Source organism: Demequina sp. NBRC 110052, assembly GCF_002090075.1.
Lineage (GTDB): Bacteria > Actinomycetota > Actinomycetes > Actinomycetales > Demequinaceae > Demequina.
This window is the reverse complement of sequence record NZ_BBRI01000002.1, coordinates 1202646-1226118: the sequence shown is the minus strand read 5'-3', so window position 1 is coordinate 1226118 and position 23473 is coordinate 1202646. Positions and strand designations below refer to the sequence as shown.

Here is a 23473-nt window from a genome sequence, read left to right as displayed (position 1 = left end):
CGCGCCCGGGGGGCTCAGTCGTTCAGGACGAGCGAGTTCAGGACGGTCTCGACTTCGACGATCCCGGTGGGGAGCTGGTCGCTGCCGTTGGAGGCGTACACGATGACCTCGCGCTTGCCCTCGATGATCGAGCCGACCGCATCGGTGTAGCTCCAGCCGTACAGGTCGTAGCTGAACTCGGCCACGTAGCCGTGCAGCCCGTTGCCGGTGACGACGGGCCCGGCGGTCTCGGTGACGGTGTTCTCCTCGCCCACCTGCGTGTCGCCGATGAAGCCTTCCACCTCGAGCTTGGGGGTCGTGCCGCCGGGCAGCGCGGGCACGGTCATGACGAACAGGACGTTGGAGTTGCCGTCCGCGTCAGTCTCGGTGATCCACGCGCCCTCCACGGAGATCGTGGTGCCTGCATCGGCCGACATCTGCGCGCCGACCGCGTCCCCGTCGACCAGGTCGTACGCGTCCTCCCACGCGGGGTCCAGCTGAATGGTGCCGTGGCCGGCGAGCACGTCGAACGACGTCCACCCGTCCGCCTTCGCCGTGAGGGTGCGCTCGTCGCCGTCCCCTAGCTCTGCGATGAAGTCCCCGATGCCGCCGCCGATCACGCTCTTGCCGATCACGATCGCGAAGACCACGAGCGCAGTGCCGACGAGGCTGAAGAACCACTTGGCGCCGCGCTTGGGCTTGGCGGGCTGCTGCTCGAACGTCGCCATCGTGGAGGCTGCGGCGGTCGCCGCGTCGGGACGCGTGGTGTGTTCGCTCCAGGCCGCTCCGTCCCACCAGCGCAGCCCGGTGGCGTCGTGCGGGTCCTGATACCAGCCCGCGGCGGGCGCGCCCTGCGTCTGAGCGGTCATGCCGCCGGCCTGCTGCGATCCTGCGCCGTCGTTGGCGAAAGTCATGGTGAGTTCCCCTCGCCGCACCGAACCCCCGCCGACGCGATTGCCGAGGATCTTATCGAATCTGACAACTAGCAGGGACGTCGTGTCAGGTATTGCACAGGGAAGTGCCGAATGGGCGATCCGCCGGGCTCCGTGCGAGTCAGATCTCCGTGCGGTGGAAGCTCTTCCAGCTGAGCGACGCAGTGGGGCCGCGCTGGCCGCGGTAGCGCGAGCCGTACCGGTCGGAGCCGTACGGATGCTCAGCCGGCGAGGACAGACGGAAGAAGCACAGTTGGCCGATCTTCATGCCCGGCCACAGGTTGATGGGCAGGGTCGCGGTGTTGGACAGCTCCAGCGTGACGTTGCCTTCGAAGCCTGGGTCGATGAACCCTGCGGTCGAGTGGGTGAGGAGGCCCAGGCGACCCAGGCTCGACTTGCCTTCGAGGCGGGCCGCGACGTCGTCCGGCAGCGTCACCGACTCGTACGTGGACCCGAGCACGAACTCGCCAGGGTGCAGCACGAACGGTCCGTCGCCCTCGACCTCGACCAGGCGCGTGAGGTCGGGCTGCTCCGCGGCCGGGTCGATCACGGCGTACCGGTGGTTCTCGAAGATGCGGAAGAACTTGTCGAGCCTCACATCGATCGACGAGGGCTGGATCATGTCCGCCTCATAGGGGTCGAGCGCGATGCGCCCGGACTCGATCTCGGAGCGGATGTCACGGTCGGAGAGCAGCATGGGGTCAACCTACCGCCGTCAGCGGGTCAGGCGCAGGGTCCTGAGCACTCCGACCAGCTCCAGCAGCCCGGCCCCGTCCAGCGCGCGCTCGAGAGTGCCCCCGCCGCGGATCAGTGCCGAGGGCGTCGAGACCGCGAGGAGCAGGTGCGAGTGCGGCGCGCCCCTGCCGGTCACGGTGTATCCGACGACCGCGCCGTCCATGCCCTGACGGGTCGAGAACGGCTCCCACTCGTCGAGGTTCAACTCCGAGTGCCGACGCGCCGCGTCCTTGGAGCGCGAGAAGGCGTCGCGCAGCAACGAGTCGAGCACGTCGTGCCGCCTGCCGTCCGCGCGCTCGCGGTCGAGCGTGACGCTCCCGGCGCCGAGTCGACTGGTCGCCGGGATCGCGAGCGGTCCCAGGCGCGAGGCCGCGAGCGCGCTGCGCAACTCGTCCGGCAGGTCGTCGACGTCCTCCGCCGGGTCCCACCCCTCCGGCACGTCGAGCGTCACGCGCCCGTCACCCGAGGCCACCGTCGGCATCCCGCCTCCCGTCCCTGCGTTGCGCCTTCCTGCGATCCTCGGCGAGCCTGCCGCCGGCCCCGCGCCGACGCGTCGGGCATCTCCCACGCTAGCCCGCCGAGGCGTCGGGCGTCGTCCCGAGCGGCGATCAGCCTCACCAGCGCCCGACGCGGGGGCCGGGCGAGGCGTGGCGGGCAGGCTCCGTACCGGTTTCCTTGCCGTTTCGACGGCATTCGACACTTCTGAGGGGACCTTCGGTGACGTAGCGGTCGCTCCACAGGTCTACGCTGTGAGAGCGCTCTCCCGGGCGCGTCCACGCAGAACTTGGAAGGCTTGACCCATGCGCTACGGCCACTTCGACGATGAAGCCCGTGAATACGTCATCGAGACGCCCCACACCCCGTACCCCTGGATCAACTACCTCGGGTCGCAGGACTTCTTCGGGCTCGTCTCCCACACCGGCGGCGGCTACTCGTTCTACCGCGACGCCAAGCTGCGCAGGCTGACGCGCTACCGCTACAACAACATCCCCGTGGACGACGGCGGCCGCTACTTCTCGATCAACGACGGCGGCGACGTGTGGAGCCCCAGCTACCGCCCGTACAAGGCCGAGCTCGACTCGTTCGAGACACGGCACGGCATGGGCTACACGCGCATCACCGGATCGCGCGGCGGCGTCACCGCATCGGTGCTGCTGTTCGTGCCCGTCGGCGTGAACGCCGAGGTGCACCGCGTCTCCCTCACGAACGACACAGACGCGCGCAAGGAGCTGTCGCTGTTCAGCTTCCTCGAGTTCAACCTGTGGAACGCCGAGGACGACCAGACCAACTACCAGCGCAACCTCTCCATCGGCGAGGTCGAGGTCGTGGACGGCGCGATCTATCACAAGACTGAGTACCGCGAGCGTCGCGATCACTACGCGGTCTACGGCGTCAACGCGCCCATCGACGGGTTCGACACCGACCGCGACACGTTCCTCGGATTCGGCAACGGCTTCCACGAGGCCGCCGTGCCGCACGCCGGTGTCTCGGGTGATTCGATGGCCTCGGGCTGGTACCCGATCGCCTCGCACCACCTCAAGGTCACGCTCGAGCCGGGCGAGACCAAGGACTTCACGTTCGTGCTCGGCTACCTCGAGAACGACCGCGACTCCAAGTGGGAGCAGCCGGGCATCGTCAACAAGGTCGGCGCTCACGAGCTGCTCAACTCGTTCGCGACGGACGAGCAGACGATGGCCTCGTTCGAGGAGCTGCAGGCCTACTGGGACGGCCTGCTCGGCTCCTACACGGTCGAGTCCGACGACGAGCGCCTCGACCGGTCCGTGAACATCTGGAACCAGTACCAGTGCATGGTCACGTACAACATGTCGCGCTCTGCCTCGTACTTCGAGACCGGCATGGGCCGCGGCATGGGCTTCCGCGACTCGTCGCAGGACCTGCTGGGCTTCGTGCACCTTGTGCCCGAGCGCGCCCGCGAGCGCATCCTCGACATCGCCGCCACACAGTTCGAGGACGGCTCGGCCTACCACCAGTACCAGCCGCTCACCAAGCGCGGGAACCACGTGCTCGGCTCGGGCTTCAACGACGACCCGCTGTGGCTCATCCTCGGCGTCGCGGCCTACGTCAAGGAGACCGGCGACTTCGGGATCCTCGACGAGATGGTGCCGTTCGACAACGACGAGTCCAAGGCGCAGACCCTCATGGAGCACCTGCGCAGGTCGTTCAACCACCCGCTGGAGAAGGCCGGCCCGCACGGCCTGCCGCTCATCGGGCGCGCCGACTGGAACGACTGCCTCAACCTCAACTGCTTCTCGACCGAGCCGGGCGAGTCGTTCCAGACCACCGGCAACAAGACCGGCGGCGTCGCGGAGTCCGTGCTCATCGCGGGCATGTTCGCCGCCATCGGACCGGAGTACGCCGCCCTCGCTCGCCGCCGCGGCGACGACGCCGAGGCCGACCGCGCCGAGCGCGCGATTGCGGACATGAAGGCCGCGGTGCTCGAGCACGGCTGGGACGGCGACTGGTTCACGCGCGCGTTCGACTACTACGGCAACCCCGTCGGCAGCCACGTCAATGACGAGGGCAAGATCTGGATCGAGCCGCAGGGCTTCTGCGTCATGGGGGGCATCGGCATCGAGGACGGGCGCGCCGAGCGTGCCCTCGACTCGGTGCGCGAGCGCCTCAACACGCCGCACGGCATCGTGCTGCTCAACCCCGCCTTCACCGAGTACAAGGTGGAGCTGGGAGAGGTGTCCACCTACCCGCCGGGCTACAAGGAGAACGCGGGCATCTTCTGCCACAACAACCCCTGGGTGATCATCGGTGAGACCCGGCTGGGCCGCGCCGAGTACGCGTGGGAGTACTGGAAGCAGATCGCGCCCGCGTACCGCGAGGAGCAGTCCGAGGTGCACCGCCTCGAGCCGTACGTCTACGCGCAGATGATCGCAGGCAAGGACGCGTCGCGCCACGGAGAGGCCAAGAACTCGTGGCTCACTGGTACGGCGTCGTGGAACTTCGTCGCGGTCTCCCAGCACCTGCTGGGCGTGCGACCGGGCTACGACGGGCTGATCGTCGACCCATGCATCGGCGCGGAGATCGGCGAGTACACGGTGCGGCGCACCGTGCGCGGGGCCACCTACGTGATCCACGTGGTGAACTCGGGCGGCAAGGGTGCGGCACTGACTGTCGACGGCACGCCGATCGAGGGTGACACCGTGCCGTACGCGGAGTCCGGCGCCACCGTGCACGTGGAGGCCGTCGTCTAGGCGCTTCCCGCTCGGCCCAGTCGCACCGCTCGGCCCAGTCCGCCAACGCTCTCCGAAGTGACGGCTCAGGGCCGCAACGGCGGAGTGTCTCGTCGCACAGTCACCATTTGACCGTCACTTCGGCGAGGTAGTGGGTGGTGCGGCCGGGCGATGCGGTGCCTACGCTGGAAGCATGATCCTGCGCGATCGTGAGGAGGCCGGCGCCGCGGCAGCGAGGCTGGTGGAGCCCCTGCTCGAAGGCGCCGACGCGCTCGTGCTCGGGGTGCCCCGTGGGGGTGTCATCGTGGCCCGCGCGGTGGCCGATGCGCTCGGACTCGACCTGGACGTGGTCGTCGTGCGCAAGCTCGGCGTTCCCGGCCACGAGGAGTTCGGCTTCGGCGCGATCGGCGAGGACGGCGTGGAAGTCCTCGACCAGGCCACGATGGCTGCGGTCGGAATCAGTGGCGAGGCGGTCGCGGTGGTGTCGCGGCGCGAGCGCGCCGAGCTCGAGCGTCGCGTGGCCGCCTACAGGGGTGGCCGCCAGGCGCTCGCGCTCCGCGGCCGTACCGTGGTCATCGTCGACGACGGCATCGCCACCGGCGGCACCGTCCGCGCCGCCATCGCCGTGTGCCGCGCCAGGGGAGCGGCCCGCGTGATCGTGGCCGCGGGCGTAGCCCCGCCCGACGTCATGACCTCCTTGGCACACGAGGCCGACGCTGCCGTCGCGGTGCTCGTGCCAGAGCCCATGGATGCCGTGGGCCAGTGGTACGAGGACTTCGCGCAGACCACCGACGCCGAGGTCGCCCGTGCGCTCGCGCGGGACTGAGCCAGCATCGGGCATTGCCTGCGCCCAGCATCTCCCCAGGTAGATAGGCCATCGCGAAGAAAAGTCGAGAAATCTCGATGCGCGTGCATCCAAACCCGCCTCGTGTCCAGAAGTAGTGGGCAAGGAGGTCGCACACGGCGACCCCTTGAGTGGGAGGAAAGATCATGCGCAAGGCAATGTTCGCCGGCATCGCGGCCGGCACGCTCATCGCGGTGGGTCTCGCAGCACCCGCCAGCGCCGTCGAGGACGGCAAGACCGAGCTCTCGGTGCTCCACGGCATCCCGGACCTCACCGTCGACGTGTACGTCAACGACGCGCTCACGCTCGACGACTTCGCCCCGAGCGACCTCGCCGGGCCCCTGAGCCTGGACCCCGGCACGTACACCGTGGCGATCACCGCGTCCGACGCGGCCGACGCCTCAGCGCCGCTGCTCGGCCCGATCGATCTGCCTCTCGAGGAGGGCATGAGCTACACCGCCGTCGCGCACCTGACCGAGGGCGGCGACCCGACCGCCACGCTCTTCACGAACGACATCTCCGCGACCGACGCGGGTGAGGGCCGACTGACTGTGCGCCACACCGCGGCCGCGCCTGCTGTCGATGTCTGGGCCGACGGCTCCGTCGTGTTCGAGTCGCTGGCCAACCCGGACGAGGTCATGGCCGACCTCCCGGCCGCGACGTACGAGGCCGCGGTCTCGGTTGCGGGCGAGACCGACCCGGTGCTCGGACCGGCCGACGTCACGATCGAGGACGGCGTCAACACCATCGTGTACGCGTGGGGCAGCGCCGCTGAAGAGTCGCTCGCTCTCGCCGTGCAGACTGTGGACACCCACATGACGGCACCCTCGGGCGTCCCCACCGGCACCCAGGGTCTCGCCGCTGACAGTGAGGGCGCCCCGATCGCCCTGATCGCCGCGGCGCTCGCCGTGCTCGCGGCGGCAGGTGTGGGCGTGCGCCTCGCGGCGAACCGCCGCTAGACGGTTCCCCCCCCAGGGGTGCCGGTGTCCCGCCGGCACCCCGGGCCGCCGCCCTGCTTCCCCCGGCAGGGCGGCGGCCTCGCCCCGTCCACAGCCCACGTCAGAGAGGAAGCCCGCCATGCGCATCGTCGCCACCGCTCTCGCGCTGTCGCTGATCCTCGCCGGTTGCGCTACGACGCCCGACGCTGCACCTCTTGGCATGTCCGGCAGTCCGGAGCCGCAGGCAGCGCGCGCGGACGACCGGATCGGCCCCATCGCCGCCCCGGTGGTCGACGGGCCGGTCGCCGTGGTGGACTCCGACCCGGCGCTCGCGCCCAGGGCCACTGTGACGGCTCCGACCCGGCTCGTGGTCGGCGCGCTCGGCATCGACATGGCAGTGGCGCCGGTCGGAGTCGCGGAGGACGGGCAGATGGAAGTGCCCGAACGCGCCGAGATCGCTGGCTGGTACCGCTACGGACCCGATCTCGACGCGGACGAAGGCCACATGGTGCTCGCGGCGCACGTCGACGATCCGAGTGGGATCGGACCCTTCGCGCGCCTGCGCGAGCTCAACGCGGGCGACAGGATCGAGGTCCGGGATGGCGACCGCGTGCGGATCTACACCGTGGAGCGCATCGAGCAGACCGACAAGCGCGAGATCGACTTCGCCGACGTGTTCTCGCGCGACGGCGAGCCGCGCCTTGCGCTCATCACGTGCGGAGGATCGTGGGATCGACAGGAACGCCACTACTCGGACAATGTCGTAGTGTGGGCGATACCTGAGGGTTCGTCGCCATGACGCTCCTCGCCGAGGCCGACACCGACACCGACGGAGGTGAGTCGATGACCGCAGATCCGGTCGTCGAGCCCGTCCGTGATCGTGAGTCCCTCGCGCGCGACTTCGTCGCAGGACGTGAGGCAGCGCTCGAGGCCCTCTACCGCGACATCTCTCCGCTCGTGCACACGCTCGCGCTGCGCGCGCTGCGCAACGCCGCCGACGCGGAGGACGTGACCCAGCAGACCTTCGTCAGCGCGTGGCGAGGCAGGGAAGGTTTCGACCCCGCGCGGGGCGACCTGCGCGGGTGGGTGGTCGGCATCGCCAAGCGGCGGATCGCCGACGCGATGGAGGCCCGCGGGCGCGAGGCGCGCCGGCTTGAGGCGGTGCGTGACGTCGCCGAGCCCGCGGTGATCGAGCGCGAGGCAGAGGCCGTGGAGATCGCGTACGAGATCGAGGCGCTGGGCGACCCCCGCCGTACTATCGTGGCGCTCGCGTTCTACGAGGGGGCCACGCACGAGCAGATCTCCGACAGGCTGGGAATGCCTCTCGGTACCGTGAAGAGTCATCTGCGCAGGAGCCTCATCGCCCTGCGCGAGCGATGGGAGGTGGGCGATGTCCAGGCATCCTGATGATGACGCGCTCGCCGCCGTCGCACTCGGTGACGGCGTGTCCGCCGATGTCGCGCACGTCGACTCGTGCGCCGCGTGCCGCATCGAGGTGGAGGCGTACGTCGACGCGATGTCGCGCGTCGCGAGCGCGGGAGCCGTGCCGTTGACTGCACCGCCTGCGCGTGTGTGGGACGCGATCGTCGCCGACATCGCCGAGCCGGCGCCCGCTGTAGTGGACGAGCTTGCCCAGCGTCGTGAGCGTCGGGGCTCCCGGTGGTTCGTGGGCGTGGCGGCCGCAGCGGCGGGGGTGATCGTGGGCGGCGTGGGCGCCGTGGCGATCGTGTCGGGTGGTTCGGGCCTCGACGGCACCGTCGTCGCCTCCGCGCCCTTGGCCTCACTTGCGGACGACGCGCCGGCCGGCACCGCGGAGGTAGTGCAGCGCGACGACGGCAGTGAGGTGCTCGTCATCGACACGACCTCGGTGCCTGTCGAGGACGCCTACCTTGAGGTGTGGCTGATCGACACGAGTGTCGAGGGCATGATCAGCCTGGGTCCATTGACTGGGGATCACGCAGAGCTCGTCATCCCCGCAGGCTTCGATGTGGGAGCGTTCCCGATCGTCGACATCTCGGTCGAGCCGCTCGACGGCGTGCCGACGCACTCGGGGGACTCGGTGACTCGCGGAGTGCTCGAGCAGTAGGCGGAACGCGTCAAGACTGAGAAGGCTCGGATTCCTGCGCTGCCTGCCCGGTGGTCTCGACCTGAGGTGCCGCAGAGCGGCGGGCGCGCCCCTGCTTCGCGCGGACCACGAGCATCGTGCCGAACGCGAGGATCCCCGCGAGCGCGAGCCACGGCAGCACGACGCCGATCACGACGAGGGCCCCGGAGACGAAGGCCACGAGCGCGTTCCAGCCGCTCACGAGCCCATCCCAGAAGGAGTCGGGTGAGTCGTCGACGATCACGACGGGCTCCGTGGTGAGCGACAGGTAGATCGTGGACATCGACACCTGGTCATCGAGGCCACGCTGGCGCGCCTCGAGGCTCTCGAGCTCGGCCTGCCGACTGGACAGCTCGTTCTCGAGCGCGATGATGTCACCGATGTCCTTGGCCTCAGTGAGCAGTCCCTCGATGCGCTTGGTGGAGGCGCGCAGCGTCGAGATCCGGGACTCGAGGTCGGTGACCTGCGTCGTGACGTCGGAACTCTCGGTGCGCAGTTCGTCGACCGTGCCGAGCGCGCGCACTCGCTCGAGCACGTCGTCGAGCTCGTCGGCGGGGATCCTCAGGGTGAGCGCGGCCGCGCCGCCGTAGTACTCGTCGGGGGCCGTCTCGCTGCGGCCGTCGACGCGTCCGCCCGCGCTCTGCACGATCGTGGCTACCTGATCGGCAGTCGCGACGGGGTCCTCGACGGTCATGTACATCTCGCCCGTCACGATGACGGCCCGGTCCTGCGCCGACGGTGCGGTGCCTCCGTCGTCTGCGGACTCCTCGTACGCGCCGACGTCACCGCCCGAGGCGTATCCGTCGTCGTAGGAAGCCGACGCATCGGAGCCGGAGCTCGAGCATGCCGCGAGCATGCCTGCGATGGCCATCAGGCCGACGATGAACCCTGCGCGGCGGCCCCGTCGCCCCGCGCCCCCCATGATTGCGCTCATGGTGCTCATACAACTGAGACGCCCGACGCGGCGCAAGGGTTGGGTGGTCACGATCGGGCCACGGTCCGGTCACGGTGAGGAGTAGTGAGTCCCCTGGCAGACCGCCTGTCGCGCGATCAGGAGGCCTGAGGCGCCCGGTTGGCGTGGGGTTGTCGGCGGGGCCGGAGCAGTCGGGAAGGAACCGGGGGCTAAGGCCGCTGGGAGAACCTCTCCAGCACGTCCGAGTCGCCGCCCACCACGAGGATGCAGTCGGGAGTGATGAGGGTGTCGCGCCCGCCATACTCGAAGTCCTCGCCGGGCACCTTGACGCCGATGACCTGCAGGTCCCACTTGCTGCGCAGGTCAAGCTCCTCGAGTCGGAAGTTGTGCGTCTCGCGCGGGGGGCGCATCTTCACGATCGCGAAGCCGTCCTCGACTTCGATGTAGTCGAGCATCTTGCCGCCCACGGAGTGTGCGACTCGCGTGCCGGACTCGGACTCGGGCAGCACCACTCGGTGGGCGCCGATGCGCAGCAGGATGCGCTTGTGCTCGGTGGAGATGGCCTTGGCCCAGATCTCCGGTATGCCGACGTCCACGAGGTTTCCGGTGATGAGCACCGACGCCTCGAGCGACGTGCCGACGCCCACGACGGCGGCGCCGAAGTCCTTGGCGCCGATCTGCTCCATGGTGCGGGGGTCCGTCGCGTCGGCTTCCACGACCGGAAGACGCTTGGACCACTTCTCCACGAGGTCGGGGTCGCGCTCGACCGCGAGCACCTCGACGTCCATGCTGTCCAGCTCGTCGGCGAGCGCGGATCCGAAGCGTCCCAGGCCGAACACGAGGACGCCCGACGAGGTGGTGTCGTTGCTAGCCAATGAGGGGCCTTTCTGACGGGTACCGGATGACGCGGCGCTGCTTGTTCAACGCTAGCGCGGCGGCGACCGTGAGAGAGCCGAGGCGGCCCACGAACATGAGCACGATAAGGGTGGCCTTCGCCTCCGTCGGCAGGTCACCTGTGATGCCGGTGCTCAGACCGCAGGTCGCGTACGCGGAGACGACCTCGTAGAGGGACCGGTCCAGGGGGATGTTGGTCTGCATCATGAAGACGCCGGTGCCGATGATCACGATGAACAGGCTGATGACGGTGATAGCGACAGCGCCGCGCAGCACCTCGGTGCCCACCCGCTTGCCGAACGCCTCCATGTCGCGGCGACCGCGCGCCTCCGCCCAGATCGCGAGCATCAGCACCGCCAGCGTGGTGACGCGAATGCCTCCTGCGGTGGAGCCCGACCCTCCGCCGATGAACATCAGCACCTCTTCGAGTAGCCACGTCTGCTCACGTGCCTGGCTGATGTCGAAAGAGTTGAATCCGCCGGAGCGCTGGTTGATCGACTGGAAGAAGATGTTTCCGATCGTCTTGCCAGACGAGTGATCGCCGAGCGTGCCCGGGTTCGTCCACTCGAACGCCGCGAGGAAGCTGGCGGAGATGAGGGCCAACACCGTCACCGTGACGAGCGTGAGTTTCGTGTGGAGCGACCACAGGCGGGGCTTGCGCCATCCGCGCACGAGGTTCAGATACACGGGGTAGCCGAGGCCCCCGATGAAGACGCCGAGTCCGATGGGCACGAGCATCCAGAGATCGCCCGCATAGGGGATCAGGCCGACCGGGTCCGGACTGAATCCCGCGTTGTTGAAGGCGGAGATCGCATAGAAAGTCGCGTAGCCGAAAGAGCGCCCGACTCCATAGTCGAGAGTGAGGAAGCGCGGCAACAGCACGAGCGCGATGACGATCTCGACCGAGAACGAGACGATCACGACCGTGCGCAGCAGCGAGCGCAGGTCGCCGAGCCCGCTCGCGCGAGCCTCGCCCGCGGCGAGGATGCGCTGCGTGAGACCGAGGCGACGGGAGACGGCGAGTCCGACGAGCGATGCGAGGGTCATGATCCCAAGGCCGCCGACCTTGATCGCCACGGCGATGATCGTCAGCCCCCAGGCGGACCAGTACGTACCCGTATCGACAGTGACGAGGCCCGTGACGCACACCGCTGACGTCGCCGTGAACAGTGCGTCGATCAAGGGCGCACGCTCGCCGGAGGTGGTCGCCGCAGGCAGCGACAGCAGTCCGGTGAAGGTCAGGATTGCGACGGCGAAGCCCGCCACCGCAAGGCGGGCCGGGGTGCGCAGGGCCACACCGTCGATCCATTCGCCGACGCGTTCGCGCACCTCGCGCAACGTCTCCATGTGTCCCCTCGCGCGCGTCCCGGGTGCGCGCCCGTCCTCTGGTGACCGCCGCGTCGGGCGCGGGGCCAGGGGACGCCGGAGTGACGTTCCCCACCCCCCACTATCGGCAGGTTCCTCGTTCTTCACAACTGTCACATCCGCCACTACAGTGAAAGGACCATCTGGCCGATATCAGCGCTGGATGATCTGAAGGAGACACCGCCCATGGCAGATGACAGCGCGCCGCGCACGAAGTTCCTCACCGTTGCCGAGGTCGCTGACATGCTGCGCGTCTCCCGCATGACGATCTACCGCTGGGTCCACGCCGGCGACATGCCGGCCGTGCGGTTCGGCCGCTCGTTCCGCGTGCCGCAGGCAGCCGTGGACGAGTTCATGCGTCAGGCCGAGCTGAACGGCGGCCTTATCACGGAAGATGACGACAGGTCCGCAGGCGCGGTAGGCTAGTCCACTGTCTGTCGCGTCCTGCGCGCAGGACGCCCATCATCCGTCGATCTCGAGGGAGGGACCCATGGGTTCCGTCATCAAGAAGCGCCGCAAGCGCATGTCGAAGAAGAAGCACCGCAAGCTCCTTCGCAAGACGCGCCACCAGCGTCGTAACAAGAAGTAGGTCGTTCCCCGGCTCCACGTCGGCATCGACCCCGGAAGCCCGCATCGCCCCACGGTGGTGCGGGCTTCGTGCTGTCCGTATGCGGCGACGAGCGCGACGGGTGTGGAGGGTGCGGTGCCGTGGAGTTGGGGTGTCACAATGGTCCGCATCCAGAGGGCTTCGGGAGGTGGGCACATGACGCGGCGTGGAACGAATCTGCCGCGCATGGGCGACTACAACCAGGCCGTCGTGCTCGATCTCGTACGGAGGTCAGCCGAGGGCCTGAGTCGTGCCCAGATCGCGCGCCGCGCTGGCCTCTCGGCCCAGACGATCTCCAACATCACTGCCCGTCTCGTCGCCGATGGCACACTCCTTGAGGTCGGTGCTCGGACCACTGTGGGGCTTGGGCGTCCGGGAACGGTGCTGACGGTAGATCCGGACTCGAACTATGCCGTTGGAGTGCACGTGGATCCCGCGCTCGTCACCTGCGTGCTCGTCGACATGGCCGGTGTCATACGCGCGCGAGCGGTGCATCGGCCAGGCCCGGAACCGGTGCCTGCTGATGCTGCGCGGCGAATCGCCTCGCTCGTGCTCGAGGTGATGCGAGCCGCGAAGGTGAAGAGGGAGTCTGTGCTCGGTGTCGGTGTCGTCACGCCGGGCCCCATCGACTTGCAGCAGGGATTGATCCTGAGTCCGCCGAATCTGCCGCACTGGGATCGTGTGCCTCTGCGCGACCTGGTCTCCGAGGCGACGGGTATGCCTACGTTGCTCGACAAGGACACGAACGCCTCGGCTTTCGCACACGTCTGGTTCCCGGCCGCAGGCGCATCGGATTCCTACGTGTTCGTGTATCTCGGCACCGGTATCGGCATGTCCACGGTGCTCGCTAACGAGGTCGTACGTGGTCGGACCGGCAATGCGGGGGATGTCGGATCCCTGCTCGTGGGGCACGAGGGACGCGCAGACCCGCGTGGTCGTGTGGGGACGCTCGGTCAACTCGCACAGGCGTCGGTAGTGCTCGATGAGGCGATCGCCAGTGGTGCCCTGGACGGCTACGAGTGCGACGGTGACAGTGCGGATGGCATTATGGCGGCCTTCCGCGAGCTTGGCGATCGCGCGGATCTTGGCGATGAGCGTGCCGCCGGCGCGATCCGGGCACTCACGCTGCGGATGATCAAGGGCGCGCGCGACTTCGCGCATCTGCTCGAGATCGACCAGATCATTCTGGGCGGACCGTTGTGGACGATCCTTCCGACATCGGAGTTGGTCGCTGCGCAGGAATACGTAGACGCACAGGAGCAGGAGGGGAGGATCTGGGCGATGCGTGTAGCAACCTCCCCGTGGGGAGACGAGGTCGCTGCGGTGGGCGCCGCGAGCATCGTGCTCGAGCAGGCGTTCGCCCCGCGGCCAGCGAATCTCCTGCTCGACGGGAGATAGCGAGCCGCTCTTCAGTATTGAGAATGACCTCCGATTGACAATACTTCATCAAGTCGATTTACTAAATGATGCCGGTCGCTGGAGCGTCAAAGCAGACGCCGCTGGAGGCCCCGGCCCGAAGTCATTGGAGCAAAGGAGCATCCATGAACAGCAAGAGAGTCCTCGCCGCGACCAGCGTCGGGCTTGCCGCCGCACTCACCCTCGCCGCCTGCAGCTCGGGTGGTGACGGCGAGTCTGGAGACACCCTCACCATCGCCTACCAGAAGACCTCCTCTTTCGTCGCGCTCGACGATCTGATGAACCGTGTGAAGGACGAGTACGAGGCTGCATACCCGGAGCGCAACGTCGAACTCGTGGCGATCGAAGGCGAGCAGGATCAGTACTTCACCCGTCTCGCGCTCATGAACGGCTCGTCGAGCACAGCGCCCGATGTCATCTATGAAGACACCTTCCAGATCCGCTCCGACGCTGCAGCCGGCTACCTCCAGCCGCTCGACGAGTACCTCGCGGGCTGGGACGAGTGGGACCAGTTCATGGACAGCGCCAAGCAGGCTGGCGTCGGTGACGACGGACAGACCTACGGCGTCTCGCTCGGAACCGACACTCGCGGGCTCTACTACAACAAGGAGCTGTTTGCCGAGGCGGGCCTCCCGACGGACTGGCAGCCCGAGACCTGGGACGAGGTGCTCGATGCGGCACGTACGATCAAGCAGGCGCTGCCCGATGTCATTCCGCTGAACATCTACGGCGGGCGTGCACAGGGCGAGGCGACCTCGATGCAGGGCTTCGAGATGCTGCTGTACGGCACCGGCGACGAACTCATGGACACCAGCACTGGTAAGTGGCTCACCGGCACTCAGGGCTTCGAGGACGCGCTCACGTTCTACGACACTATGTTCACCGAGGAGCTCGGACCCGACCCGGCGCAGGCGCTCGACGCCGGCTGGCAGTCGCGCGTCTCCAACGACCTCATCCCGAATGGAGAGCTCGCCATCGCGCTCGACGGCTCGTGGCTTCCGTCGAACTGGATGGCAGGCGACAACGCATGGCCTGAGTGGACCGAGGTGCTCGGCTTCGCGGCCATGCCCACCCAGGACGGACAGGGCGCAGGGTTCGTGTCGATGTCCGGCGGTTGGACCCTCGCGATGGGCTCACAGGCGGACGACCCGCAGGCGGCCTTCGACTTCATCGCCATGGCGCTGAACCGTGAGAACTCGCTCGCGTACTACCAGGAGAACGGTCAGATCGCCGTCCGCAGCGACATCGCCGACGACCCGGAGTACCTCGACTACAACCCGTCGTTCGAGTTCTTCTCCTCGCTGGTGCAGTACACGTTCTTCCGCCCAGCGACCCCCGACTACTCGCAGATCTCGGCCCTCATCCCGGCCGCGACTGAGAGCGTCCTCACCGGCCAGGCCGAGCCTGCCGACGCCGCTGCCACCTACGACGAAGGCCTCATCGGCATCGTCGGTGAAGAGAACACCCGCGAGGGCTGATCACCATGTCCAAGCTGGCCGTCACTCGCGGCCGAGCTGTCCGTGGCCGGGGCTCTAAGCCCCGGCCACGGGTCGGCAGGGGCCTCAGCACCACCGCCACTCGGCTACTGCCGCTGGCGCCTGCAGTGCTACTCCTTGCCGCCTTCCTGCTCGGACCCATCGTCTTCTCCTTCTACGGCTCGTTCACTGACCGCGCCCTCACGGGAGCGAGTGCGGCCAACCCGCAGTTCATCGGGTTCGACAACTACATCGAGCTGTTCACGTCAGGTGAGTTCTGGCAGTCCGTATGGCTGACTGTCATCTTCGTCTTCGCGTCAGCCGTCATCGGGCAGAACGTGCTCGGCATGGCGCTGGCGGTGCTCATGCGACAGGCGACCGGACTGCTGCGGGCTCTCGTGAGCGGGATCGTCGTCACTGCTTGGGTGCTGCCTGAGATCGTCGCAGCCTTCGCGCTGTACGCGACGCTGTCTCAGGACGGCACGCTGAACGTGGTGCTCGGCTGGTTCGGTCTCGAGGGCACCTCGTGGCTCTACTACTTCCCGATGCTGTCCGTCATCGTGGCCAACATCTGGAGGGGAACCGCCTTCTCGATGATGAACTACCACGCCGCTCTCGCAGAGGTGCCGCCGGAGCTTGACGAGGCGGCCCACGTCGACGGAGCGACGGGGTGGCAGCGGTTCACCCGCGTGACGATCCCGTTCATCCGCCGCTCCATCTCCACGAACCTGCTGCTCACGACGCTGCAGACGCTCGGCGTCTTCACCCTCATCTGGGTCATGACAGGTGGCGGGCCAGGCACGTCGTCCTCCACTCTCCCGGTGCTCGCCTACCAGGAGGCATTCCGCTTCGCCCAGGTCGGCTACGGCACGGCCATCGCGACCGTCACCCTGATGATCGGCGCACTGTTCTCGATCGTCTACATCAGGCTCCTGAAGCCGGAGGTGGATTGACATGTCCGCTGCAGTCACCCAAGGCTCGCCGAGCCTCGCCTCGCGCCTCAGCGTCGCCGCACCCCGCAAGAAGGTCGCGCGCGCGGTGTCGAGCACCATCCTCGCGCTCGTCGGAGTCATGTTCCTGGTGCCGCTCGTGTGGATTCTGCTCGCCTCGGTCGACGCCGACGCGGGAGTCGCCGTCGCGCTGCCTGAGAACTGGACTCTCGACAACTATGCGAGCGTCATGACGGTCGATCTGGCCTGGCGCCCGCTGGCCAACTCGATGCTCATTTCATTCGGAGCGGCGGCGATCACCGTCGCGGCCGCGCTCCTTGCGGCATACCCCCTGTCGCGGTACCAGATGCGATTCCGCCGAGGATTCATGTACACGATCCTCTTCGGCACAGGCCTCCCCATCACGGCCATCATGGTTCCCGTCTACGCCCTGTTCGTGACGCTCGGCCTTCTCGACAACCTCTGGGGAACCATCGCCTTCCTCGCGGCGACATCGCTCCCGATGGCTATCTGGATGATGAAGAACTTCATGGACTCCATCCCGGTCTCACTCGAAGAGGCGGCGTGGGTCGATGGCGCGAGCGGGATGACCTCCCTCGCCCGGATCGTCGTCCCGCTCATGCGCACCGGCATCGGCGTCGTGTTCGTCTTCGTCTTCACCATGACGTGGGGCAACTTCTTCGTGCCGTTCGTGCTGCTGTTCGACTCCGACAAGTTCCCGGCCGCCGTCTCCATCTTCAACTTCTTCGGCCAGTACGGCACCGTCGCATACGGACAGCTCGCGGCCTACTCCGTCATCTACTCCGTGCCCGTGATCGCGCTCTACGTGCTCGTACAGCGCCTCACCGGAAGCTCGTTCGCACTCGCCGGTGCCGTGAAGGGCTGACGCCCTCCGTGCCCGCGCCCATACCCAAGGAAGGGTCTACTCGTCATGCATGACAATCGTGTTCTGGTCGAGGAACGCATCGCTCGCTTTCTCAACGAGCGGCTCGAACCCGCGATCTACCGCGACCGCGCCCCGTTGACCATCTCCGCCTGGACGGTGGCAGATGAGCCGGTGCCGTTCGCTGAGGCCGTCGAGGCCGAATACGCGCCCGTGGCCCTCGGCTTCCCGTGGGGTGAGCCGTGGAGCACCACGTGGTTCCGCGTCACAGGCGACGTGCCCTCGCACTGGCTCGCTGGGGGAGCTGCCGTCGACGGCACGGCCGTCGAGGCGGTGATCGATCTCGGGTTCGACGCCACCCAGACGGGATTCCAGGCCGAAGGCCTCGCGCACCTGCCCGACGGGACGATCCTCAAGTCGATCCAGCCGTACAACCGGACCGTGCGAATCGACTCGAGCGCAGTCGATCTCTTCATCGAGGCCGCGGGCAATCCGCAGATCGGTGGAGTCGACATGCACTTCAATCCGACGCCGATGGGCGACAAGTCGACCGCGCCGAAGGAGCCGCTGTATCGGCTCAAGGCTGCGGACGTGGCGCTGCTGGACGTCGAGGTGTGGGAGCTGGTCCAGGACTCGGCGGTCCTGCACGGTCTGATGCGGGAGCTGCCGCTCGACTCGACCCGTCGCGCGGTGATCCTTCGCGCGCTCGAGGCGATGTGCGACGCCGTCGACCCCGACGACGTTGCCGGCACCGCAGCCCAAGGGCGCGCGGCGCTCGCCCCGGCATTGGCTGCGCGTGCGAACGCGAGTGCCCACCGCGCCTTCGCGGTGGGCCACGCGCACATCGACTCCGCGTGGCTGTGGCCGGTACGCGAGACGGTGCGCAAGTGTGCGCGCACGTTCTCGAACCAGATCGCGCTGATGGACGAGAATCCCGACTACAGGTTCGCCTGCTCGTCCGCCCAGCAGTATGCATGGGTCGAGGAGCGCTACCCAGCGCTGTTCGAGCGCATCAAGGAGAAGGTCGCGAACGGACAGTTCGTGCCCGTCGGGTCGATGTGGGTCGAGTCGGACACCAACATGCCGGGCGGCGAGGCCCTCGCACGCCAGTTCGTGGCTGGCAAGAACTACTTCATGTCCCGGTTCGGCGTGGAGACGACCGACGTGTGGCTTCCTGACTCGTTCGGGTACACCGGCGCGCTGCCGCAGATCGCGCGGGCTGCGGGATGCGATGACTTCCTGTCACAGAAACTGTCGTGGAACGAGACGAACAAGATGCCTCACCACACCTTCCGCTGGCAGGGCATCGACGGCTCCTCGGTGTTCACGCACTTCCCGCCGGTAGACATGTACAACTCCGAGCTCTCGGCCAAGGAGGTGCTCCACGCGGAGACCAACTTCGCGGAGAAGGGCGCCGCGAGCTCGTCGATCATCCCGTTCGGCTGGGGAGACGGCGGCGGTGGCGCGACGCGCGAGATGATCGCTGCCGCGCGGCGCATGAGTGACCTCGAGGGGCTGCCCCGCGTGCAGCTCGCGTCGCCGGACGAGTACTTCGCTGACGCGCGCGAGGAGTACTCGCAGCTGCCGACGTGGGTCGGGGAGATGTACCTCGAGTTCCACCGCGGCACCTACACCTCCCAGGCGCGCATGAAGCAGGGGAACCGACGCAGCGAGCACCTGTTGCGGGAGGCCGAGCTCTGGGCGGCGGCGGCGGCCGTCCGCGCCGACGTGGCATACCCGTACGAGGAGCTTGAGGACATCTGGCGCCGCGTGCTCCTGTACCAGTTCCATGACATCCTCCCCGGCTCCGCCATCGGGTGGGTCCATCGCGAAGCCGAGTTCGACTACGTGCGCATCGCGGAGCAGCTCGAGGCGATCATCGAGCGGTCGCTCCAGGCGCTGATTGGCGAGGGCAGCACGGAGATCATGCTCAACGCCGCGCCGCACGCGCGTCGCGGCGTCCCTGCCCTCGGTGGGTCGGCAGTCGTCTCCGCCTCCGAGGGGCCCTCCGTAGAGGAGACCGCAGCCGGTTGGGTCGTCGACACCGGCGCCGTCCGCGCCACGATCACTCGCCACGGCACAGTCATCTCCCTCGTCGATCTCGCCAGCGGTCGCGAGACCGTGCCGGCGGGGTCGGAGGCGAACGTGCTCCAGCTGCACCGCGACACGCCCCGACAGTGGGACGCATGGGATATCGACGCCCAGTATCTGCGCCACCGCATCGACCTGCTGGACGCGGACTCGGTGACGATGTCGCAGGACGGAGCCTTCGTCGCATTCGAGATCGTCCGCACTTTCGGCAGCTCGCGGGTGATTCAGACGCTGCGGATGAAGGCCGGGAGCCCTGAGCTGGAGATCGTGACCGAGGTGGACTGGCACGAGAAGCAGAAGCTGCTCAAGCTCGCCTTCCCGGTCGACGTCATGGTCGAGCGCTCTGCGGCCGAGATGCAGTTCGGGCACGTCTACCGTCCCACTCACGGCAACACGTCGTGGGACGACGCGAAGTTCGAGATCTGCGCTCACCGCTGGGTCCACGTGGGCGACGCTGGCTTCGGAGTCGCGATCGCCAACGATGCCACCTACGGCCACGACATCGTGAATGCAGGTGACGACGACCAGCCGCACACCCTGGTGCGCCTGTCGCTGCTGCGATCCGCGGTCTTCCCGGACCCGGTCGCTGATGAGGGCCGGCACGTGCTGACGTCGGTGGTGCGACCAGGAGCTGGCATTGCCGACGCCGTCGCCCTCGGCTACCGCACGAACCTCCCCGAGCGCGTCGTGACGGGTGGGCGCGAGGTAGCACCGCTGATCGACGTCGACGGCGATGGCATCGTCGTCGAGTCCGTCAAGCTCGCGGAGGATCAGTCCGGCGACGTCGTGGTCCGACTCTACGAGTCGGAGGGGCGAAGGTCGACGGCTACGGTCTCTCCGGGCTTCGCCGCCTCCCACGTGAGCGCAACGGACCTGCTCGAGCGGGCGGTGGAGCAGCCGGGGGTGACGTGCGAGGGCTCGGTCGCGTCCTTGGATCTGCGCCCGTTCAAGATCGTCACGCTGCGCTTCAAGGTCGCACGATGACGGTCGGAGACGCACGCTACCTCGCGGCGCAGCGCGCAGACCTGCTGCGCTTCGCCGCGAAGGCGCGCGTCGATGAAGGATTCGGGTGGCTGGACGACCTCGGTCGAGTCGTGCCCGCGCAGGGCGTACAGCTGTGGATCACGTGCCGCATGACGCACACGGCCGCGCTTGGTCTGCTCGCCGACGAGCCCTCGCTTCCGGGCGGACCGCGCACGGCCGAGCTTGCCGAGCTGGTCGATCACGGGGTCCGCTCGCTCAGCGGGCTGCAGCGTGACGACGAGAACGGCGGCTGGTTCGCGCGCGTCGGCGAGGGGCGGATCCAGGACGACGCGAAGGAGGCTTACGGGCATGCGTTCGTGGTGCTGGCCGCCTCCTCCGCGCTCGCGGCCGGTCGTCCGGGCGCGGATGCGCTGCTTGAGGATGCCCTTGAGGTGCTGCTCGGTCGCTTCTGGGAGTCCGAGACGGGACTCGCAGTGGATCGTTGGGATGCCGCGTGGACGCGTTGTGATGACTATCGCGGCATCAATGCGAACATGCACACCGTCGAGGCGCTGTTGGCAGCGGGTGACGTGCTCGGTGATTCGACGCTTCACGCGCGCGCAGAGCGCATCGTCGAGCGAGTCGTCGACTGGGCGCGGCCGATGCAGTGGCGGATCCCTGAGCACTTCACGCGTGACTGGGAGCCCATGCTCGAACACCATGCGGACCAGCCTGCTCACCCGTTCCAACCGTACGGAGCCACCGTGGGGCACGGGATCGAGTGGGCTCGGCTGATCGCCGCCACTCACGCGACGGTGGGCGTCGAGGGCGAGGGCCTGCTCGACGCCGCAGTGAGCCTGTACGACCGCGCGGTCGCGGATGGTTGGCACGCTGATGGCGCCGACGGGTTCGTGTACACCACGGATTGGGCCGGCAAGCCGGTGGTCGCCGAGCGGATGCACTGGGTGGCTGCGGAGGCGGCCAACACGGCATCGGTGCTCGCCGCTGCGACCGGCGAGTCACGGTTCGATGACGATGTGGCACGGTGGTGGGCTTACATCGACGCGTATCTCGTAGACGAGTCCCACGGGTCCTGGCGGCATGAGCTCGATCCGCACAATCGCCCGTCCGCGACTGTCTGGACGGGAAAGCCGGACATCTATCACGCCTATCAGGCGGCGCTTCTGCCCGAGCTTCCGATTGCGCCAGCGTTCGCCCAGTCGCTGCGCCTGCGGTCAGGCGTGCGATGACGTCGGCACGGGTTTTGGTCGTGGGTGAGTCCGTGCTCGACATTGTGCGGCGCTCAGGCGCGGCAGACGAGACGGCGCCCGGCGGAAGCCCTGCCAATGTCGCGGTGGGACTTGCGCGCCTGGGTACCGAAACGACATTGCTCACCCAGCTTGCCGATGATGACGCCGGCGCGATGATCGCGCAGCATCTCGCCGGTGCGGGCGTCGTGCTCGCAGCGGATCCATCCGTCGAGGCGACGCCGACGGCGATCGCAACTCTCGATGAGGCGGGGGCGGCAACCTATGAGTTCAGGATTGCCTGGACGCTCGGGTCCGATGCCGCTGCGCGTGCGATGAAGGTGGCGGCGAGTCATGTCCATGTGGGATCACTCGGGGCGTTGGTGGATCCAGGAGCCACAGCGGTCCGCGCCGCGGTGACCGCCACGCAGGGGAGCGCGACGGTGAGCTTCGATCCCAATATCCGTCCTGAGCTCGTGCCCTCGATGGACCACGCACGCGAGGCCGTCGAGTGGTACGTGGCGCGTGCCGATGTCGTCAAGGCGAGTGATGAGGATGTCGCGGCGATCTATCCAGACCGTGATCCGGTCGAGGTAGCGGATGCATGGTCGCGGCGAGGCCCCGCTTTCGTCGCCTTGACCCGTGGCGGCGAGGGCAGTGTTCTCGTGAGGCGCGGGGAACGCATCTCAGTCGACGCGCGACCTGCAGAGGTTGTCGACACGGTTGGGGCCGGTGACTCCTTCATGTCGGCTCTGATCGACGGTCTGCGTCGCCTTGACCTTCTCGGTGATGCGGCGGCACTGCGGAGCACCGCCCTTGGCAGTCTGGTGGCCGTCGCGGAGCGTGCCGCAACGGCTGCCGCGATGACGGTCTCGCGACGCGGAGCCGAGCCCCCGACGTCCGTCATGCTCGATGGAGTGCCTGTGCGGCGCTGAAGCGCATTGGCGCGAGCGCTCCGTTGGAGGGGCCAACTCGCTTGGTCAGTCCGTCCGCTCGCCGCGCCCGCGCTTGAACGGCGCGAGGATGGCGCGCTTGATGCCGCGAAGCACCTGCATGATCGCCCACACGGTGCCGGTGAGCGAGGCCTTGACGATGCCCCGCCGGCCCTTGGAGTCGCCGCTGCGGAAGTCCTTGATGGGCCAGCCCTGCTTCTTCGCGTGGGCGCGCAGCCGTCGGTCGGGGTTGATGGCGCAAGGTCGGCCGACCTCGGACAGCATCGGGGTGTCGTTCATGGAGTCGCCGTACGCGAAGCACTTCTCGAGTCGCAGGCCCCGGTCGGCGGCGAGGGTGCGCACGGCGTCGGCTTTGTGGGGGCCGTGCAGCATGGGGCCCTGGAGCACGCCGGTGTAGTAGCCGCCTCTGTGCTCGGCGACGGTGCCGAGCGCGCCGGTGGCCCCGACGTGCCTGGCGATCATGCGGCCGATCTCCACGGGCGAGGCAGTGACGAGCCACACCTCGTGTCCCTGCGCGCGGTGCTCGTCGATGATGGCCTTGGTGCCGGGGAAGATCCTGAGCGCGAGGACCTCGTCGTAGACCTCTTCGCCGATCGCGACCATCTCCGCGACGGACCAGCCCTTGATGATCGACAGTGCCTCGGCGCGCAGCGCGGCCATCTGCTCCTGGCTCTCGCCGAAGATGTTGTACTTGAACTGCTCCCAGGCGAAGCGCAGCACGTCGCGGTTCGTGAAGAAGCCGCGCTGCTTGAGGCCACGGGCGATGTGGAAGGCGCTGGCGCCTCGGATGATCGTGTTGTCCACGTCGAAGAACGCCGAGACCGTCGTGCCCGTGACCGCAGGCGACGCTGCGGGGACGTGGGGGGCAGTCACCCGACCCACTGTACCGACGTGACCCAGCCGCGCGGGACCCCGGTGGTGAACGTCACGCAACGTTCGGTGCAGGTCCCGGGTGGCGTCGCGTCCGGCGGCCTAGGCTGG

22 protein-coding genes are annotated in these 23473 nt (G+C 68.1%); 15 read left to right on the top strand and 7 right to left on the bottom strand.

Annotated elements, in window-relative coordinates; all coding sequences use genetic code 11:
- Positions 1–14: 14 nt before the first annotated feature.
- From B7K21_RS05940 to B7K21_RS05930, 3 genes are all read right to left on the bottom strand, one after another.
- The gene (locus B7K21_RS05940; RefSeq protein WP_144016076.1) at positions 15–893 is read right to left on the bottom strand and encodes a DUF2510 domain-containing protein; all 879 of its coding nucleotides are present in this window, start codon (positions 891–893) and stop codon (positions 15–17) included.
- A 139-nt stretch (positions 894–1032) separates the two neighbouring features.
- Positions 1033–1608 carry a dCTP deaminase gene (gene dcd / locus B7K21_RS05935; RefSeq protein WP_084074267.1) on the bottom strand — a complete coding sequence of 192 codons (576 nt, stop codon included), beginning with the start codon at positions 1606–1608 and terminating at the stop codon, positions 1033–1035.
- A gap of 18 nt (positions 1609–1626) precedes the next feature.
- On the bottom strand, positions 1627–2127 hold the full coding sequence (locus B7K21_RS05930; protein WP_084074266.1) for a hypothetical protein: 501 nt from the start codon (positions 2125–2127) through the stop codon (positions 1627–1629).
- 319 nt (positions 2128–2446) lie between these two features.
- Between B7K21_RS05930 and B7K21_RS05925 the strand changes: the two genes are divergently transcribed.
- The 6 genes from B7K21_RS05925 (at position 2447) to B7K21_RS05900 (ending at position 8717) form a co-directional block, all read left to right on the top strand.
- Positions 2447–4870, top strand: a complete 2424-nt coding sequence (locus B7K21_RS05925) for a GH36-type glycosyl hydrolase domain-containing protein (protein WP_084074265.1) — start codon at positions 2447–2449, stop codon at positions 4868–4870.
- A 172-nt stretch (positions 4871–5042) separates the two neighbouring features.
- Entirely contained in the window at positions 5043–5675 is a 633-nt protein-coding gene (locus B7K21_RS05920) for a phosphoribosyltransferase (protein ID WP_084074264.1), read from the top strand.
- A gap of 164 nt (positions 5676–5839) precedes the next feature.
- Complete coding sequence (locus tag B7K21_RS05915; protein WP_084074263.1) at positions 5840–6652, top strand: DUF4397 domain-containing protein; 813 nt, start codon at positions 5840–5842, stop codon at positions 6650–6652.
- Positions 6653–6770: 118 nt separating this feature from the next.
- Positions 6771–7430 carry a class F sortase gene (locus tag B7K21_RS05910; RefSeq protein ID WP_084074262.1) on the top strand — a complete coding sequence of 220 codons (660 nt, stop codon included), beginning with the start codon at positions 6771–6773 and terminating at the stop codon, positions 7428–7430.
- Entirely contained in the window at positions 7427–8038 is a 612-nt protein-coding gene (locus B7K21_RS05905) for an RNA polymerase sigma factor (RefSeq protein ID WP_084074261.1), read from the top strand. Before B7K21_RS05910 ends, B7K21_RS05905 begins: the two co-directional genes overlap by 4 nt.
- Positions 8022–8717: an anti-sigma factor gene (locus tag B7K21_RS05900; RefSeq protein WP_084074260.1), complete on the top strand. Its 696-nt coding sequence runs from the start codon at positions 8022–8024 to the stop codon at positions 8715–8717. The genes B7K21_RS05905 and B7K21_RS05900 overlap by 17 nt, the downstream gene beginning before the upstream one ends.
- Before the next feature lie 10 nt (positions 8718–8727).
- Here B7K21_RS05900 and B7K21_RS05895 read toward each other — a convergent pair whose 3' ends face one another.
- The 3 genes from B7K21_RS05895 to B7K21_RS05885 all read right to left on the bottom strand — a co-directional run bounded on the left by B7K21_RS05895 (position 8728) and on the right by B7K21_RS05885 (position 11889).
- Positions 8728–9669, bottom strand: a complete 942-nt coding sequence (locus tag B7K21_RS05895; protein ID WP_159448425.1) for a DUF4349 domain-containing protein — start codon at positions 9667–9669, stop codon at positions 8728–8730.
- Positions 9670–9857: 188 nt separating this feature from the next.
- Positions 9858–10523: a TrkA family potassium uptake protein gene (locus B7K21_RS05890; protein WP_084074258.1), complete on the bottom strand. Its 666-nt coding sequence runs from the start codon at positions 10521–10523 to the stop codon at positions 9858–9860.
- On the bottom strand, positions 10516–11889 hold the full coding sequence (locus B7K21_RS05885) for a TrkH family potassium uptake protein (protein ID WP_084074257.1): 1374 nt from the start codon (positions 11887–11889) through the stop codon (positions 10516–10518). The genes B7K21_RS05890 and B7K21_RS05885 overlap by 8 nt, the downstream gene beginning before the upstream one ends.
- A 204-nt stretch (positions 11890–12093) precedes the next feature.
- On the opposite strand from B7K21_RS05885, the gene B7K21_RS05880 reads away from it, so the two are divergent.
- The 9 genes from B7K21_RS05880 to B7K21_RS05840 all read left to right on the top strand — a co-directional run bounded on the left by B7K21_RS05880 (position 12094) and on the right by B7K21_RS05840 (position 22474).
- A complete protein-coding gene (locus B7K21_RS05880) occupies positions 12094–12333 on the top strand; it encodes a helix-turn-helix domain-containing protein (RefSeq protein WP_084074256.1) in 240 nt (79 codons plus the stop codon).
- A gap of 64 nt (positions 12334–12397) precedes the next feature.
- Positions 12398–12496, top strand: a complete 99-nt coding sequence (locus tag B7K21_RS05875) for a 30S ribosomal protein bS22 (RefSeq protein WP_005504750.1) — start codon at positions 12398–12400, stop codon at positions 12494–12496.
- A gap of 174 nt (positions 12497–12670) precedes the next feature.
- Positions 12671–13912, top strand: a complete 1242-nt coding sequence (locus B7K21_RS05870; RefSeq protein WP_159448424.1) for an ROK family transcriptional regulator — start codon at positions 12671–12673, stop codon at positions 13910–13912.
- Positions 13913–14055: 143 nt separating this feature from the next.
- Entirely contained in the window at positions 14056–15408 is a 1353-nt protein-coding gene (locus B7K21_RS05865) for an extracellular solute-binding protein (protein WP_084074254.1), read from the top strand.
- A gap of 5 nt (positions 15409–15413) precedes the next feature.
- Entirely contained in the window at positions 15414–16358 is a 945-nt protein-coding gene (locus tag B7K21_RS05860; RefSeq protein WP_084074253.1) for a carbohydrate ABC transporter permease, read from the top strand.
- 1 nt (position 16359) lies between these two features.
- Positions 16360–17241, top strand: a complete 882-nt coding sequence (locus tag B7K21_RS05855) for a carbohydrate ABC transporter permease (protein ID WP_084074252.1) — start codon at positions 16360–16362, stop codon at positions 17239–17241.
- Positions 17242–17286: 45 nt separating this feature from the next.
- The gene (locus B7K21_RS05850; RefSeq protein ID WP_084074251.1) at positions 17287–20313 is read left to right on the top strand and encodes a glycoside hydrolase family 38 C-terminal domain-containing protein; all 3027 of its coding nucleotides are present in this window, start codon (positions 17287–17289) and stop codon (positions 20311–20313) included.
- Entirely contained in the window at positions 20310–21542 is a 1233-nt protein-coding gene (locus B7K21_RS05845; RefSeq protein ID WP_084074250.1) for an AGE family epimerase/isomerase, read from the top strand. Before B7K21_RS05850 ends, B7K21_RS05845 begins: the two co-directional genes overlap by 4 nt.
- Positions 21539–22474, top strand: coding sequence for a PfkB family carbohydrate kinase (locus B7K21_RS05840; protein WP_084074249.1), 936 nt, complete (start codon positions 21539–21541; stop codon positions 22472–22474). The genes B7K21_RS05845 and B7K21_RS05840 overlap by 4 nt, the downstream gene beginning before the upstream one ends.
- Before the next feature lie 45 nt (positions 22475–22519).
- Here B7K21_RS05840 and B7K21_RS05835 read toward each other — a convergent pair whose 3' ends face one another.
- Positions 22520–23365 (bottom strand): HAD family phosphatase, encoded by an 846-nt coding sequence (locus tag B7K21_RS05835; RefSeq protein WP_084074248.1) that lies wholly within the window; start codon positions 23363–23365, stop codon positions 22520–22522.
- Positions 23366–23473: the final 108 nt, after the last annotated feature.